The sequence below is a fragment of the Stenotrophomonas sp. TWI819 genome (assembly GCF_039673075.1).
In the GTDB taxonomy this organism is placed as follows: Bacteria; Pseudomonadota; Gammaproteobacteria; order Xanthomonadales; family Xanthomonadaceae; genus Stenotrophomonas; species Stenotrophomonas rhizophila_B.
In genome coordinates this window covers 63503-79677 of sequence record NZ_JBDJKY010000011.1, presented here as the reverse complement: position 1 = coordinate 79677, position 16175 = coordinate 63503, and the positions used below count along the sequence as shown (strand labels likewise).

Annotated in this window: 14 protein-coding genes; 1 reads left to right on the top strand and 13 read right to left on the bottom strand. The window is 67.9% G+C overall.

Translation table 11 applies throughout. The annotated features are described in order from the left end of the window. Positions 1-24: 24 nt before the first annotated feature. From cls to ABE463_RS14850, 8 genes are all read right to left on the bottom strand, one after another. Entirely contained in the window at positions 25-1443 is a 1419-nt protein-coding gene (cls, locus tag ABE463_RS14885; RefSeq protein ID WP_346468693.1) for a cardiolipin synthase, read from the bottom strand. 153 nt (positions 1444-1596) lie between these two features. After that, a complete protein-coding gene (gene rpmG / locus ABE463_RS14880; protein ID WP_172407465.1) occupies positions 1597-1764 on the bottom strand; it encodes a 50S ribosomal protein L33 in 168 nt (55 codons plus the stop codon). Between the two features lie 10 nt (positions 1765-1774). Continuing rightward, a complete protein-coding gene (rpmB, locus tag ABE463_RS14875; protein WP_019185625.1) occupies positions 1775-2011 on the bottom strand; it encodes a 50S ribosomal protein L28 in 237 nt (78 codons plus the stop codon). A 227-nt stretch (positions 2012-2238) separates the two neighbouring features. Then, the gene (locus ABE463_RS14870) at positions 2239-3795 is read right to left on the bottom strand and encodes an AAA family ATPase (RefSeq protein WP_346468692.1); all 1557 of its coding nucleotides are present in this window, start codon (positions 3793-3795) and stop codon (positions 2239-2241) included. A 4-nt stretch (positions 3796-3799) separates the two neighbouring features. After that, complete coding sequence (locus ABE463_RS14865) at positions 3800-4348, bottom strand: hypothetical protein (protein ID WP_259261945.1); 549 nt, start codon at positions 4346-4348, stop codon at positions 3800-3802. Then, on the bottom strand, positions 4345-4566 hold the full coding sequence (locus tag ABE463_RS14860; protein WP_152152078.1) for a hypothetical protein: 222 nt from the start codon (positions 4564-4566) through the stop codon (positions 4345-4347). The genes ABE463_RS14865 and ABE463_RS14860 overlap by 4 nt, the downstream gene beginning before the upstream one ends. Before the next feature lie 9 nt (positions 4567-4575). Beyond that, positions 4576-6291 (bottom strand): hypothetical protein, encoded by a 1716-nt coding sequence (locus tag ABE463_RS14855; protein ID WP_346468691.1) that lies wholly within the window; start codon positions 6289-6291, stop codon positions 4576-4578. After that, positions 6288-6773, bottom strand: coding sequence for a hypothetical protein (locus tag ABE463_RS14850; protein WP_346468690.1), 486 nt, complete (start codon positions 6771-6773; stop codon positions 6288-6290). The genes ABE463_RS14855 and ABE463_RS14850 overlap by 4 nt, the downstream gene beginning before the upstream one ends. 280 nt (positions 6774-7053) lie before the next feature. Here ABE463_RS14850 and ABE463_RS14845 point away from each other — a divergent pair, with 280 nt between their 5' ends. Then, positions 7054-8268, top strand: a complete 1215-nt coding sequence (locus ABE463_RS14845; RefSeq protein ID WP_346468689.1) for a glycosyltransferase — start codon at positions 7054-7056, stop codon at positions 8266-8268. An 84-nt stretch (positions 8269-8352) separates the two neighbouring features. On the opposite strand, the gene ABE463_RS14840 is transcribed toward ABE463_RS14845, so the two are convergent. The 5 genes from ABE463_RS14840 to ABE463_RS14820 all read right to left on the bottom strand — a co-directional run bounded on the left by ABE463_RS14840 (position 8353) and on the right by ABE463_RS14820 (position 16159). Beyond that, a complete protein-coding gene (locus ABE463_RS14840; RefSeq protein WP_346468688.1) occupies positions 8353-11535 on the bottom strand; it encodes a CusA/CzcA family heavy metal efflux RND transporter in 3183 nt (1060 codons plus the stop codon). A gap of 35 nt (positions 11536-11570) precedes the next feature. Then, on the bottom strand, positions 11571-12560 hold the full coding sequence (locus tag ABE463_RS14835) for an efflux RND transporter periplasmic adaptor subunit (protein WP_346468687.1): 990 nt from the start codon (positions 12558-12560) through the stop codon (positions 11571-11573). Next, complete coding sequence (locus ABE463_RS14830; protein WP_346468686.1) at positions 12557-13837, bottom strand: TolC family protein; 1281 nt, start codon at positions 13835-13837, stop codon at positions 12557-12559. The genes ABE463_RS14835 and ABE463_RS14830 overlap by 4 nt, the downstream gene beginning before the upstream one ends. 54 nt (positions 13838-13891) lie before the next feature. After that, positions 13892-14272: a DUF2946 family protein gene (locus ABE463_RS14825; RefSeq protein ID WP_346468685.1), complete on the bottom strand. Its 381-nt coding sequence runs from the start codon at positions 14270-14272 to the stop codon at positions 13892-13894. Between the two features lie 99 nt (positions 14273-14371). Next, positions 14372-16159: a DUF885 family protein gene (locus ABE463_RS14820; protein WP_346468684.1), complete on the bottom strand. Its 1788-nt coding sequence runs from the start codon at positions 16157-16159 to the stop codon at positions 14372-14374. Between the last annotated feature and the right edge of the window lie 16 nt (positions 16160-16175).

Sequence of the window (16175 nt, the reverse complement as noted above, 5' to 3'; positions counted from 1 at the left end):
GCCGTCCACGTGCGTCACACCGGGCTACATCAAGGCATCGGCCAGCCGTGCGATGCCTTCGCGGCTGCGCTTCCACGCCGGCCGTTGCCGCCACGTCGCCAGCGCGAGCTGACGGGACTGTTCGAGATAGTCGGCTTCGATCTGCGCCAACTGTCGCACCATGCCCCGGTCATAACAGAGCATGCCGATCTCGGCATTGAGCGCGAACGAACGGATATCCAGATTGATCGAGCCGACCAGGGCGATGTCTTCATCGACGGTCAGATGCTTGGCATGCAGGAAATGCGGTTCGTACAACGCGATGCGCACACCACTGCGCAGCAGCTCATCGTAGTAGGCCTCCTGCGCCCACGAGGTCAGCCGCTGGTTGGTGCTGGCCGAGAGGATCAGCTGCACCTGCACGCCGGACAAGGCGGCGATGCGCAGCGCACTCAAGGTCGCCTCATCGGGCACGAAATACGGCGTGACCAGCACGATGCGCCGACGCGCCAGATGGATCAGCGCGTTCACCGCATCGCGCGCGTTGCTGAAGGGGTACGCCGGGCCACTGGGGAGCAGCTGGGTCGGTACATCGGCCGAGCACACCGGCACAGCGGTGAGCACATCCAGGCGCTGCCCGGTTTCCATGTACCAGTCGCTGGCGAACACCGCTTCCAGATGCGCCACCACCGGCCCGCGCACGCGCGCCACCAGCTCCTTGTTCGGGAACCCGGCGACGAACTGCGCGCGCGCCAGGTTCTGTGAGCCGATGTAACCGACGCGGTTGTCGATTACCGCGATCTTGCGGTGGTTGCGCAGGTCCATGCGGCCACTGCGGCGCCAGCGCAGCCCACCGGGCAACATTGCGCGCACGTCCACGCCGAGCGCCTGCAGGCGATGGCGATAGTGGCGCAGCCCACGTTTGGCACCCACCGCATCGAGCAGCACGCGGCAGTGCACGCCGCGCGCGGCCGCCCGCTGCAGCGCCTCGACGATGGCCTCGCCGACGGCATCGTCGAACATCAGGTAGTACAACAGGTGCACGCGCTCACGGGCCTGGTCGATGTCTTCGATCAGGGCCTGCAGCGAGGCATCGTAGTCATTGAGCAGATCCACCGCGTTGCCGTGGATGGGCATGAAATCGCCCTGGCGCTCGATCAGCGGCACGATCTCGGCGGTGGCCGTCTCCGGCGGCGGCGTCCAGCGCAGCGGCGGCTGCAGGGCCTGCTCCTCGCGGATCACCTGGGAGGCCTCGGCCTGGCGCTGCACGCGCTGGCGCGACAGCCACGGATGGCCGAACAGCAGATACAGCGGCAGCCCGAGCAACGGCACGAAGCCGACCAGCAGCAACCAGCTGCGTGCGGCACCGGGCGTGGTGCGGCTGGGAATCCACAACAGCGCGGCCAGCCGGATCAGCCAATCCAGCATCAACAACCACGAACCCAGCAGCCACTCGAACAGCATCGCGTCGCCCGTCGGGAGGGGAACCGCATTCTGCCATGGGCCGCTGCAGCAACCGGTAGTGCCGGCCGCTGGCCGGTGCCCCGTATCGCCGGCCAACAAAAAACCCGCCACGAGGGCGGGTTTTTCGTCGGGAAGCTCAAGGATCCTTGCGGATTACTTGATCTTGCCTTCCTTGTACAGGACGTGCTTGCGCACGACCGGATCGTACTTCAGGAATTCCATCTTCCCGGGGGTGTTCTTCTTGTTCTTGTCCGTCGTGTAGAAGTGGCCAGTGTTGGCCGTCGAAATCAGACGGATCTTATCGCGCTTGCCTGCCATGATCGTTTACTCCTCAGACCTTTTCGCCGCGCGAACGCAGCTCAGCCAGAACGGAGTCGATACCGTTCTTGTCGATGGTGCGCAGGGCATGCGCGGAAACACGAAGCTTGACCCAGCGGTTTTCGCTGGCAACCCAGAAGCGGCGCTCGTGCAGGTTGGGCAGGAAACGACGACGGGTCTTGTTGTTGGCGTGCGAGACGTTGTTACCCGTCTGCACTCGCTTGCCGGAAACTTGGCATACGCGGGACATTGCGCACCTCGATAAAAGTAGTTGTCAGCCCATAGCCCGGGCGACGGCGGCCTCGGCGGTTTCCCGCCACACGTCATGAGAATCAAAGGGTTACGCTGTCGAGGGCGGACCGGATGACGTGTTCCCGGCCACCGATCCAAAGGTTTTTGGACACAGCGAGCCGCGCATTATGCCCGCTTGGCCCTGCTGGCGCAACCGAGGTCGGCAGGGCCTGCCGGCCGGGTCGTTCATGCCAGGACTGCGCGGCGCGGCCGCCCGGCGGCCGGGGTGCTGGCCGCAATCGGCTCACCCGAGGCCGGCACGGCCCGTTCACGGCCCCACGCGCGGATGTTCTCGATCTGCTCCGGTGCGGTCCGCGACAACGGCACCACGTTCTGGAAACTCCGCCGGAACAGCTCATCGGTGACCACGGCATCGCCCTTCAGGTACGCCTCTTTCACCACCTCACGCACCGCCGATTCCAGGTCCGAACCGGCAAAGCCCTCGGACAGCTCGACCAGCTCGTCGAGCAGCGCCGGCGCCAGTTCGCGCTGCTGCAGGCCCCGCCGGGCGTAGATGCCGATGATGTCGCGGCGTTCCGGCGCGGTCGGCAGGTCGACGAAGAAGAGTTCGTCGAACCGGCCCCGGCGCAGCAGCTCCGGCGGCAGCTTGGACACATCATTTGCAGTTGCCACCACGAACACGCGGGTACGTGCTTCCTGCAGCCAGTACAGGAACTGGCCGACCAGACGGGTCGAGGTGCCGCCGTCGCCGCCCCCGGTGGCGCCGGCCAGGCCCTTTTCGATCTCGTCGATCCACAGCACGCAGGGCGCCACGTGATCCGCCGTGGCAAGCGCTTCCTTGAGGCGGCCTTCGCTCTGGCCAAGGTACTGGCCGTGGATGGTGGAGAGGTCCAGGCGGTACAGCGGCAACTGCCAGTCCTGGGCAATGGCCTTGGCCGACAGCGATTTGCCGCAGCCCGGTACGCCGACCAGCAGCACGCCTCGCGGCGGGCGGATGCCGCGCTCGCGCAGATCGGCGGTCAGCAGCGGCCGTTCGCGTGCCAGCCAGCTCTTGAGGCCACCAAGGCCACCCACACTCAGATCGCCCCCGCGCACCGGCACACGCTCGATGCCGGAAATGTCGGCGAAGATCCGGTCCTTGGCATGCATCAGTTCGACCAGATCATTCTTGTCGATACGCCCGTTGACCAGCAGCGTGGCGATGATGTTCTCCGCCTCCAGCCGCGAGATGCCGGCCAGGATGGCCGCCGCCTGGCGGATGTCGGCGTCGTCCCACTCGATCTGGAACTGGCTGCGGTACGGATCGATCTGTTCGTGGATGATCGCCGCCATCTCGTCTTCGGTGGGCGGCGACAACACCAGCGACATGCCCAGCCGCTGCAGCTGGCCGAATACTGGCTTGCTGGTGACCACCACCAGCGAACCACCGTGGTCGGCCGCCAGCATCGCCACATCGATCAACTGCCGCGCCGAGGGCGTGTCGTCCTCCAGGTCGGACACTTCAGTCAACACGAAACTGAGGTTCTGCCGTTGCGCCATCTGCTGGCTGGCGAAGTCGACCGCGCCGATGACCGAGCGGTCTTCGTTGACGATCCGCCCGGTGGCCAGCTCGCGCGTTCCCTGCGAGAGGGTGTGCACGTAGAACGGCGCACTCAGCGCACCGGCCACGTCACGCAGGATATCCAGCACCCGCGCGCGCTCGGTGCTGCGGATGGAGATGAAGGGCACGCGCGCTTTCAGGTAGCGGGTCAGCGTGGCATGGAACTCGCGGGTATCGCTCATGGATTCAGATCATCAAGGTTCGCCGGCGACCCGCTACGGCGGGGACGTCGGCAGGTGAAGCAGACGGGAGTGGCGGCGGCGCGGCGGCATCCAGCGCGGCCGGCCGGTAGTGGCACAGGCTGTTGTAGCGCACCGCACGCAGGGTGCGGTCGCAGCGCAGCGTGCGTGCGTTGGCTTCCAGGTCGGCCTGCATCCTGGCAGTGATGCGGACCAGTTCGTCGCGCAGGAACGCACGCAGCGATTCAGGCAGCGTTGCCAGCGAGGCCAGCTGATGCAGCACACTGAAGTGCCGACGCGCATCCAGCAGCGCGCGCACCAGGGTCACTTCATCGGCGCGATCACCCAGATCGCGCTGCAGGCGAGCGCTGCAGTGCTTCAGCCGCAGGTCAAGCAGCGTGGTCACCCGGTCGGTGAACAACTGCGCCACGCCGGGGGTCCAGTCCAGGCGCCCAGCCGCCATGGCCGCGAGCGCCTCGGCTTCGCGGCCTCCTTCGCTGAAGGCATCCAGGACCTGGCTCCATTCGGCATAGGTCCGCGGAACCGGCAGTGTCATCCGTGCGAGGCGCGTTTGCGGCGTACGAAACCGGTCTTCGGCAGCAGGTCCCAGCCAGGCAGGGCGCCGGCGAGCGCATCCGGGGCCGCAATATTGACCAGCGGCGCGGCGGAAACAACCGGGGTAGCCGCCGCGACATCGTTCAGCGGCGGCGGGAGGGCGTCCTGGGCCGGCAACGGAGGCGGCACGGCGGAAGCATCGAGCAGGGAACGGGTCATGGTCGGGCCTCAGGCGGTGGCAGCAAGGATGCGGCGGGTATTGTCATGACCGCCAAAGGTGAACTGCTCGGGCGTGATCGACTCCAGCAGCGCGGTCAACTCGGCAGACTGGGCATCGCGTGCGGCGAGGTCACGCCGCACCTCCACGACTTCGGCCATGCAGGCCTTGAGCGCGTTCTGCAGTTGCTCGCGCTGCCGCGTGAAGTCGGCGCGGACCGTTTCGCGGGTCTTTTCCAGATTCTTGTAGGCCATGCCCACCCACAGCAGCATCAGCGCGGCGATCACCATGCCGATGACGTTGCCAATGGTCATCACCAGCAGCAGGACACCCAGCACCAGGACAGCCCAATGCTGGAAGCGCAGCTTCACGCCCGCCAGCGCCTGGGCCAGCCCGGTGTCAACGTGCGCATTGAGCGAGGTCTCCAATTCAACCTGGTTGCTGCCATCGCGGGTGCTGCCCTGCCATGCATCCAGGGTGACCTCCACGTCGGTCGGAATCGCCTGGCGGATGCTGGCAGTGAGATCGTGGTGAGCCTCCAGAATCCAGCTGCGCGACTGGGCGGTCGCAAAGCGCTGGGTGGCGCGCGAGGCCTGCGAGGTTTCCGGATGCATCGCGGCGTTGGTGAGCAACTGGGTGAAGCTGATGCGGTGCTCCAGTGCCGGGTCCTGCAGCTGGAAGCGACGGTCGGCCGCGGGGCGGTCACCGTTTTCATCGATGATCAGCTTGCACAGGGCTTCATCGCGCCGCAGCGGCAGCTCTTCGGCATCGAAGTGCGAGACCAGCTTGGTCAGCAGGGCGTCGACATCGGCGGCCAGACCGGCCGTCGCACGTACATCGCCGCTGAACACACTCTGGAAATGCCGGGTGACAGCCGCGTGGGTCGCCGTGGCATTGAGCGAGTCCTGCAGGGACGGCCAGGTTGGACTGAACCGCTGCAGGTGCGGGTAGCGGGCGCTATCGTCACCATTGGGGGTCTTGGAGCGCAGTGCATCGATCCACTGGCTGCGCTGGGCCTCCACGAAGCCGGCCCGCTGGGCCAGCTCTTCGATCCATTCATTGGTGCGGGCCACACAGATGCGGGCGGTATCCACGCCGAACACACCCCCCGCGATCGCGTCGATCAGCACCACCGTCTGGCGGTCCAGTTCCACCGGGTTCTGCATGCCCAGATAACGGTCCATCCATTGCTGGGCGGCCGACAGACGACCCGCGCGGCGGCTGACAAGAGAGAACAGCAGGCTGGTTTTCTCGTCATCACGACGGATGGCCTCGGCCAGCGCACGCTGCGCCAGATCCTGCTGGTCGTTGAGCCACGCGGCCAGCGCCACCAGTGCCGGGGCCAGCCAGTAACCGGGCGCCGCCAGCATGAGATTCTCGCTGGCGGCACGGATGGTGTCCTGCCGGACCAGACTGATGTCGGCCGCCTGCAGGATGCCGGTGGTCTGCCGACGTACCTCGGCGTAGTGGCCGAACCGGTTCTCCAGCTCCTGGCGGATCTTGACCTGACGGGTTTCGGCCAGCGACAGTTCCTTGGCTTTCAGGTCCGCTGCCACGAAATCCATGAATGCCTTTTCCAGGCGCGCCAGTTCGCTGCGGGTGGCACCTACATCGCTCTGGATCGCGTGGGCTTGGGTGTGCAGTGCGTCCAGGTCCCGCCCTAGCGAGCGCAGGCTGCTGTTGATGGCGGACAGATCCGCCATATGGATGATGCGTTGTGTGCTCATGTCGTTCCTTCGATGACGGCGGTCTGGCCGGAGTCGCTGACGGTGACCATCCGGTTCGCGTACACCTCGATGAAGGCGTAGGACGGATGCAGGGCCAGCGTGCGTGCCCGTTCGAGCGTTAGCGGCAGGGTGTGGCCGATCTTGAAGTGCTCGATGATCTGCCCGGTCATGTCCAGCGTATGGACCTCATAGGGGTGACCGAGCATGCAACGGCTGACGATGCCGAGCAGGCGATCCTCGAGGGCTATCTCGCCGAGCTCCGCGGCGACCAGCTGCTTCAGCGCCGCCAATGCGTCGCGACCGTGCACGTGGCCGCCAACATCGACCCGGGTCATGGCCTGCACGTACGCGGGCGATCGTTTCTGCCGGAGCCGGCTGTCGAGCGAGGCCGCGCCCAGCGTGGTGGTGCGTGCCTGAGAGCGCGTGGCGACAGACAGGCCCGCGGTAGCGGCCTCCTTGCCGAACAACAGATTGCGAGCCATTCCCTGCTTCCTGCGACACCGCGAGCGCGGTCGTTCCGAGGCGGAAAGTAGCAGAGATGCCGTGCCGTTCCAATGCGATGCAGAGGCGAGCGATCCGGCCATCGCCAGGCGACCTGTCGCTTTCGGCACTTCGTGGCGGGCCACATCGCACGCGTGGGCCAGGCAATGTCCGCGATGCGGCCGTCACCGGCGCCTGCGCTAGGCTGGACACCTGAGAAGGACAGCCCCGCATGAAGATCCTCGCAATGACCTGTCGTGCCGTCTTCCCGAAGCGCCTTTCATGAAGCTGCTCGCCCTGACCTACGGCACCGAAGGCGACACCCGCCCGCTGGTGATGCTCTGCCATGGATTGATCGCCGCAGGCCATGAGGTGCGGCTGCTGGCCGAGCGCGGCACGCTGGAGACCGCGCGCGAACTGGGCGTCCCGCATGCCGCGCTGGAAGGCGACATCCATGACGAGGTGGTGGCATTGGTCTCGCGCGGCAACGCCCGGCTCGCCGCTTCACGGGGTCTGGCGCGGATGGCGCAACGGCACGTGCCCGGCTGGATGCGCCAGGCCGATGCCGCTGCCGCCGGGTGCGATGCCGTGCTGACCGGCGGGCTGGCCGCTTTCGTGGGACTGACCGTGGCCGAGCACCACGGGCTGCCGGTGATCGGCACCGGGATGATCCCGCTGACGCCGACCACCAGCTTCCCCTCCCCGTTCCTGCCACGCCTGCGCCTGCCGGGGGGGCTCAACCGGCTCAGCTACACCCTGGTCAACCAGGCGGTATGGCGCACCTTCCGCCGCCCGATCAACGCGGCGCGCCAGGCACTGGGAATGCCGAGGCGCGCCTCCCCCTGGCGGGATCTGCCGATGCTGTACGGCATCTCGCCCCGTCTGCTGCCACCGCCGCCGGACTGGCCGGACAACCACCAGATCTGCGGCCAGTGGCGCGCGCCCGAGCGGGGCTGGCAGCCGCCGCCGGATCTGCAGGCCTTCCTGGAGGCCGGCCCCGCCCCGGTCTACCTCGGCTTCGGCAGCATGACCGGCTTTGATCGCGAGCAGGTGCTACCCGCGCTGCTGGCGGCCTTGGCGCCGCGGCGGGTGCTGCTGTTCCCCGGCTGGGCCGGGTTGCCCAGCGCTCCCCTGCCGCCCAATGTGTTCGTGATCGGGCCGACCCCGCATGAGGCCTTGTTCCCGCGTTGCGCGCTGATCATCCATCACGGTGGCAGCGGCACCACGCATTCGGCGTGCCGGGCCGGGGTGCCCTCGCTGGTGATGCCGTTCGCCGCCGACCAGTTCTTCTGGGCGGATCGGCTGCACCGGCTGGGCGTGGCACCGGCGGCGCTGTCGCCGAAGCGGTTGGATGCCGTCCGGCTGGCCAGTGCCATTGCCGTTGCCGAGCGGGCCGACACGCGCTCGCGTGCCGTCGCGCTTGGCCGGGCGATGACGGTCGAAGATGGCGTGGCCGTTGGCGTCGCGGCGATCGAGGCGTATCTGTCACCTCGATGACCGCGGCCATGGTGGGCACGGCGGTTGCCGTGCCGCCTGCGGGTTTACCCGACCAACGGTCGGGTGTTACCCCACAACCCGGTGCTACCCCGTAACCGGTACGGCGGCGTCCTTGCGATGCAGCCACCGATACAGCACCGGCAACACCAACAACGTCAGCAGCGTGGACGAGACGATACCACCGATCACCACGGTCGCCAGCGGACGCTGCACCTCCGAGCCCGCACCAACATTGAACGCCATCGGCACGAAGCCGAGCGAGGCCACCAGCGCGGTCATCAGCACCGGGCGCAGACGGCCCAAGGCACCGTCGCGTACCGCCTGCGGCAACGGCATGCCGTGCTCGCGCAGGCTGCGCACGAAGCTGATCATCACCAGGCCGTTGAGCACCGCCACGCCGGACAGCGCGATGAAGCCGACGCCGGCCGAGATCGACAACGGAATGCCGCGCAGGGCCAACGCAAGCACGCCGCCAGTGAGCGCCAGCGGCACGCCACTGAACACGATGGCCGCATCCTTGACCGAGCCGAATGCCCAGAACAGCAGCGCGAAGATGATCGCCAGCGTCACCGGCACCACGATCGACAGGCGCTGGCTGGCCGAGATCAGCTGCTCGAAGCTGCCGCCGTACTCGATCCAGTAGCCGTTGGGCACCTGCACATCGCGCCCGATCGCCTGCTGCAGCTCGCCGACAAACCCGCCGAGGTCGCGGTCACGCACGTTGGCGGTGACCACGATCCGGCGCTTGCCGTTTTCGCGGTTGATCTGGTTCGGCCCTTCGCTGTTGCTCAGCGTCGCCAGCTCACGCAGCGGCACGGTGCGTGCACTGCCGCTGGTCCAGCTGCCGGTGCGGCTGGACTCGTCGGCGTCATCGGCCAGCGCCGTCTCCAGCGACACCGGCAGATCCGCCAGTGCGGCCGGGTCCTGGCGCAGTGCTTCAGGCAGGCGTACCACGATGTCGAAGCGGCGGTCACCCTCGAACAACTGCCCTGCCACCTGCCCGCCGACCGCAGTGGCTACGGTCGACTGCACCTGGCCGGGATTCAAGCCATACCCGGCCAACGCGGTGCGGTTGGGGGTAACGGTCAGCAACGGCAGGCCACTGGTCTCCTCCACCCGCACATCCGCCGCGCCCGGCACCGTGCCGACCACCGCCGCGATGCGCTTGCCGACCGACAGCAGCGTCTCCAGGTCATCGCCGAACAGCATCACCGCCACGTCGGCACGGACGCCGGAGATCAGCTCGTTGGTGCGCATCTGGATCGGCTGGGTGAACTCGTAGTTGTTGCCGGGCAGCTGCTCGACCGCCTCCTCCAGCTCGGCCAGCAGTGCCGCGCGCGACTTGCGTGGATCCGGCCAGGCCTTGCGCGGTTTCATCATGATGAAGGTATCGGCGACCGACGGCGGCATCGGATCGGACGCGACTTCCGGCGTGCCGATCTTGGAGAACACCTTGTCCACCTCGGCGAACTGCACCAGCCGGTTCTCGATCTGCTTCTGCATCTCGATGGACTGGGTCAGGCTGGTCCCGGGGATGCGCATGGCGTGCATGGCGACATCGCCTTCGTCCAGGTTCGGCACGAACTCGCTGCCCAACCGCGCGGCCAGCAGGCCGCAGCCGATCACCAGCACCAGCGCACCACCGACCATCCAGCGGCCGCGACGCAGCGCGAAGCCCAGCATCGGCTCGTAGCGCCGACGCACCCAGGCCATCAGGCGGTTCTCCTTCTCCTGCACACGGCCACCGAGGAACAGCGCGATCGCGGCGGGCACGAAGGTCAACGCCAGCACCATCGCACCGGTCAGGGCCAGCACCACGGTGATCGCCATCGGGTGGAACATTTTTCCTTCCACGCCAGTGAGCGCGAAGATCGGCAGGTACACCGCGGTGATGATGCCCAGCCCGAACAGGCTCGGGCGGATCACCTCGGCGGTGGCGCTGGCGGTTTCGGCGAAGCGTTCTTCGCGGGTCATGTCGCGGCCGAGCGCATGCTGACGTTCGCCGAAGCGGCGCAGGCAGTTCTCGATGATGATCACCGCCCCGTCGACGATCAGGCCGAAGTCCAGCGCGCCCAGGCTCATCAGGTTCGCCGACACGCCGCCACGGGCCATGCCGGTCAGCGTGAACAGCATCGCCAGCGGAATCACCGCCGCGGTGATCAACGCCGCGCGGAAGTTGCCGAGCAGCAGGAACAGCACCACGATCACCAGCAGGGCGCCTTCGATCAGGTTCTTGGCGACCGTTGCGATGGTGCGGTCGACCAGCGCGGTGCGGTCGTAGCTGGCGGTGACGGTGACGCCCTCCGGCAGACTGGCCTGCGCCTGCTGCAGACGCGCCGCCGCAGCCTGGGCCACGTCTCGGCTGTTGGCCCCGATCAGCATGACCACCGTACCCATCACCACTTCATGGCCGTTCTGGGTGGCCGCACCACTGCGCAGTTCCGGTCCGTCCTGCACCTGGGCGACGTCATGCACGTGGATCGGCACGCCTTCACGGCGGGCCAGCACAATGTTGCCGATCTCCTCCAGGTTGGCGACCTGACCGGGAATGCGGACCAGGAACTGCTGGCCGTTGCGTTCGATGTAGCCGGCGCCGACGTTCTGGTTGTTGGCCTCCACCGCCTGCGCCACGTCCTCCAAGGTAAAGCCCAGCGCGCGCAGCCGTGCCGGATCCGGCGTGATGTGCACCTGGCGCTGGAAGCCACCGATGGTGTTGACCTCGGTCACGCCGGGCACGTTGCGCAGCTGCGGCCGGATCACCCAGTCCTGCAGGGTGCGCAGGTCGGTGGCGGTGTACGCCGTGCCATCGGCCTTGCGCGCCTTGGGATCGGCATCGATGGTGTACATGAAGATCTCGCCGAGGCCGGTCGAGATCGGTCCCAGCTGCGGATCCAGCCCGTCGGGGATCTGCGATTTGACCTGCTGCAGGCGTTCGGCGACCTGCTGGCGGGCGAAGTAGATGTCGGTGCCGTCCTTGAAGACCACGGTCACCTGCGAGAGCCCGTAGCGCGACAGCGAGCGTGCCTGCTCCATCGCCGGCAGGCCGGCCATCACTGTTTCCACCGGATAGGTGATGCGCTGTTCGGTCTCCAGCGGCGAGTAGCCGGGGGCCGCGGTATTGATCTGCACCTGGACATTGGTGATGTCCGGCGTGGCGTCGATCGGCAGCCGGGTGAAGCTCCAGCTGCCGATGACGATCAGCACCAACGTCAGGGCCATCATCAACCAGCGATGGGCAATGGCGGCGCGGAGGATGCGCTCAAGCATGGTGGCGCCCTCCGTGTGCGGGGCGCGGCAACGCATCAATGTTCATGCGATGCCCCTGCCTTGCCGATGTCGGCCTTGACCACGTAGCTCTGCTCGACCACGACGTCTTCGCCGACGGTCAGGCCACTGAGTACTTCCACCTTGCCCGCATCGCGCGCACCCAGGGTCACCGCACGCGCGGTGTAGGTGTCGCCTTCGCGCACGAACACCACGTCCCTGCCGTCCATCGTCTGCAACGCGCTCAGCGGCACCACCTGCGCGGCCGGCGTGGTGGCCACCACGATGCGCGCCTTGACCGCGGCACCGGGCCGCCATTGGCCGTCCTCGTTGCGCAGCGTGGCGCGCGCGACCGTGCTCTGGCTGGCGGTGGCGGTGCCGGGCAGCACGCGCTCCAGCGTGGTGGTCTGGCTGACGCCGTCGGTCATGCGTGACACCGTGACCGGCACGCCGGCAGTGATGTGCTGGGTATCGTTGCCGAAGATATGCAGATCCACCCACAGCGTGGACAGATCACCGATCTCGAACAATGACGTGCCCTCGCCCGCCACCCCGCCCACCTGCGCCTGGCGCGCAAGCACCACGCCGCTGATCGGTGCGGTCACGGTGTAGGTGGTGAGGCTGAGGTTGCTCTCGATGCTGGCCAGCACCTGGCCGGCACGCACGCGGTCGCCCACGTTGGCGCGCAGCGAACGGATCGGTCCGGGAAAGCGCGCCATCACCTGGGCGACGCGGCCATCGACCGGGGTCAGCAAGCCCTGCACGTCGTGTTCGTCGGCGATGGTGCCGGCCACGACCGGTGCGACGCGGATGCCGGCCTGTTCGGCCATGGCCGCGGCGATGGTGGTGCTTTCCGGGGCGTCGTGGTCGTCATGATCATCGTCATGCCCGGCCTCGCCATGGCCGGCATCCGTGCCGGCGGCCTTGTCCGGCGCTGCAGCGGGTGCACTGCTGCCACAGCCGGTGAGCGCCATCAGCGCGATCAACAGGCTGCCGGCCAGCGCGGTACGGGTCTGGAAAAGGGTCATCGGCGGTCCTCCGTGGACACGGTGTCGGTAGCGGCGACCATGCTCTGGCCGGTCAAGCGCTGGATTTCGATCAGGGCGGTCTGTGCGGCGATGGCCGCGTCCAGCTGGCGCTGGCGTGCGTCGATCCGCATCGCCTGCAGCTGCGCCCATTCCATGTAACTGATCGCGCCGGCGCGCCATGCCTTCTCGGCGGCGTTCTCGGCACGCTGCAGCTGCGGCAGTACGTCGCGCGCCATGCGGGTGACTTCCAGCCGCGAGGTCAGGTAGCGGCCATGCGCTTCGGCGAGCGTGGCGTACAGCTGCAGCGCGCGCGCGTCGCGTTCCACACTGTTGAGCGCCAGTTCGGCCTCGGCGGCGCGGATCTCCGGGTCGGCACGGCGCACACTGCCCAACGGCAGGCTGAAACCGGCGACCAGGGAGGTGTCGCGGGTATCGCGGCTGTTGCGCACGCCCACCTGCCAGCTGATATCGGGCCGTGCCTGGGTGCGGGCCAGCTGCACCTGCGCTTCGCGGATACGGCGCTCACCGGCCAGCACCGCCAGTTCCGGGGTGCGCTGCAACTCATCGGCGAGCACGGCGAAGTCCTGCAGCGCGGGCAGCTGCATCGGGTCGCCGGTGACCACGTCGAAACCCGGCTCGCGCTGGCGCCACAACGCCGACAGCGCCGCACGTGCGGACTGATCCATCTGCCGGGCGCGATCACGGTCCAGTTCGGCCTGGGCCAGCATCGCCTGCGCGGTCAGCAGCACCGATTTCGGTGAGGCACCGGCCTGCAGACGCAGCCGTGCGGCGGCGACGGCGCGCCTGCGCTGCTCGATATCGGTCTCGGCGATGCGCAGCTGCTGACGCGCGTCGGTCACCGCCAGATAGCGGCGGGCGACCTCGGCCATCAGATCCAGCCGTGCGGTTTCGCGCTGCGGGGCCAGGCTGTCCAGGTTCGCTTGGGCCACGGCACGGCGGGCATCCAGCTTGCCACCGCGTTCCAGCACGCCGGCCAGGGTAACGGTGACTTCGGCGGCATCGAAGCCACGAGCGTCCCCGCTGCCGAGTGCGTTCTCCAGCTCCACGCCCACCGTCAAAGGGGGCGACAGGCCGGCCGCGTCACGGCGGGCTTCCCACACCTGGCGCTGGGCCTGCGCCAGGCGCAGGTCGGGGTGGTACTGGGCGACGCGCGCGATGGCGTCGTCGAGGGTCAACGGTGCAGCAGGTGTCGTGCCCTGTGCGTACACGCACGGCACGAACGCAATGGCAGCCAAAGCTGCCAGACGCATCCACATGGGAGTCTCCAGAAAGCGATCAGATGGCAAACGGCGGCGCGCGGCCGCAGGGCATCAGATCGCTATCGGAGGACGCAGCAGGTTCTCGGGCGGCTGCGTGCGCAGCTGCGCGATCAACCCGGCAGGCACGCCGTGGCTGGGGGCCGCCGGCAGGCTCCAGGCCATCGCGGCCATCGGCAGCACGCCGCCGTGGCCATGACAGTGACCGCAATGCACCAGGGCATGCAGCCAGTCTTCCTTGCCGTCGTCGTCAACTGGTACATCGGCGGCGGCGTCATCCAGGCTGCCATGCACGTCGCTGCTGTCTGCGTGCACGGTCAGGTGGATGTCGGCCAGGGCCGAGGCCAGCGAACTGCCAAATACGCCCACACCCACCACCACCAGCATCAGCAGGCGGAGCAGCAGGGACGGACGCGGGCGGGCACGGCGCAACATGGCCCGCAGGGTAGCCGGGCGTGAAGCCGTTACACAATCGCAGCCCAGCCGCTTGGTTCACGTTGGCCGGGGCCGGCGCGATGGCCGGCCCGGCGCACCTCAGCTGGCGGCGGCCTTGCGCTGGGCGATGAAGGCCTGGATCTGTTCCTCCAGCACCGGCAGCGGCACCGAGCCTTGGCTGAGCACGGCGTCGTGGAAGGCCTTGACGTCGAAACGGTCGCCCAGCTCCTGCTCGGCCTGCGCGCGCAGGCGCACGATCGCGATCTCGCCGAGCTTGTAGCTCAGCGCCTGGCCCGGCCAGGAGATGTAGCGGTCCACTTCGGTGGTCACTTCATGCTCGCTCAGCGCGGTGTGGTCGCGCAGGTAGGACAGCGCCTGCTCGCGGGTCCAGCCCTTGTGGTGCACGCCGGTATCGATCACCAGGCGCGCGGCACGCCACATCTCGTAGGTGAGGCGGCCGAAATCCTCGTACGGGGTTTCGTAGATGCCCATCTCCACGCCGAGCTTCTCGCAGTACAGACCCCAGCCTTCGCCGTAGGCGGAGATGTAGTTGTTGCGACGGAATGCGGGCTGCTCGCCCTGCTCTGCCGCCAGCGCGCCCTGCAGGGCATGGCCCGGATCGGACTCGTGCAGGGTCAGCGCGGGCAGGTTGTACAGCGGCCGCGCCGGCAGGTTGTAGGTGTTGAGCCAGTAGGTGCCCATGCCACCGCGGCCGGCGGTCCAGAACGGGGCGATGTCCGGCGGCACCGGCACGATGGTGAAGCGCGCACGCGGCAGCGTCATGTACTTGCCGATCACGCCATCCACGCGCTTGGAGATCCATGCCGCCCGGTGCAACAGCTCGTCCGGGGTCTTGGCGTAGAACTGCGGATCGGTACGCAGGAAGGTCAGGAACTCGGCGAAGCTGCCCTTGAACTCGACCTGCTGGATGATGCCGTTCATCTCGGCCTGGATGCGCGCGACTTCCTTCAGGCCGATCTCGTGGATCTGCTGCGGGGTCAGGTCCAGCGTGGTGTACTCGTGGATCTGCTGCTTGTAGTACGCCTTGCCGCCCGGCATCGCCTCAGCGGCCAGGGTGGTGCGCGCCTGCGGGACGTACTCGCTGACGAAGAAGGTGCGCAGCTTGGCGAACGCCGGCACCACGCTGCCGCCGATGGCTTGGCGGGCCTGTTCCTGCAGCTGTGCCTGCTCGGCGGCCGGGATGCTGGCCGGCAGCTTCTTGAACGGTGCGTACAGCGGCGACTGGGTCGGGTCCTTCAGCTCGGACACGGTGGCAATCGAGACCTCGCGCCCATCGAGCACCGCACGCGGCACGCTGAAGCCGCGCTTGAGGCCGGCACGCATGTTCTCGGTCTGCTGGTCGAAGTAGCGCGGCACATCGTTCAGGCGCGCGATGTAGTTGCGGTAGTCCTGCACGGTCTTCATCTCGCGCCGGGCCATGAAGGACAGGTTCGACCAGAACGAGGAGTCCGCGTTGAACGGCATTTCGTAGGCGCGCAGGCGTACCTCGGCGGCCAGGTTGAACACCTGGTCGCGGTAGATCGCGTAGTTGATGCGGTTCTCGGCCGAGAGTGCCTTGGGGTCGACCTTGTCCAGCTGGGCCAGGACGTCGTCCCAGACCTTCAACCGGCCCTGCTGCGCGGCCGCGCCGACATCGGGCATGCGGGTGGCGTTGGCCGGGCCGTCGCCGTCTTCGCTGGCTTCACCACCCCCGGCTTCGCGCCAGGCCCATTCTTTCTCGTAGATCGCGCGGAACTGCGCATCGGCAGGGCTTTCGGCAGCCAGGCTGGCCGGGGCGGCGGCCGGGGCAGCCGGGGGCGCAGCCAGGGCGGCGCCGGCGGGAAGGGCCAGGGCGAGCAGCAACGCAGCAACGAGCGGTGATTTCACGGTCAGGGGTTCCCGA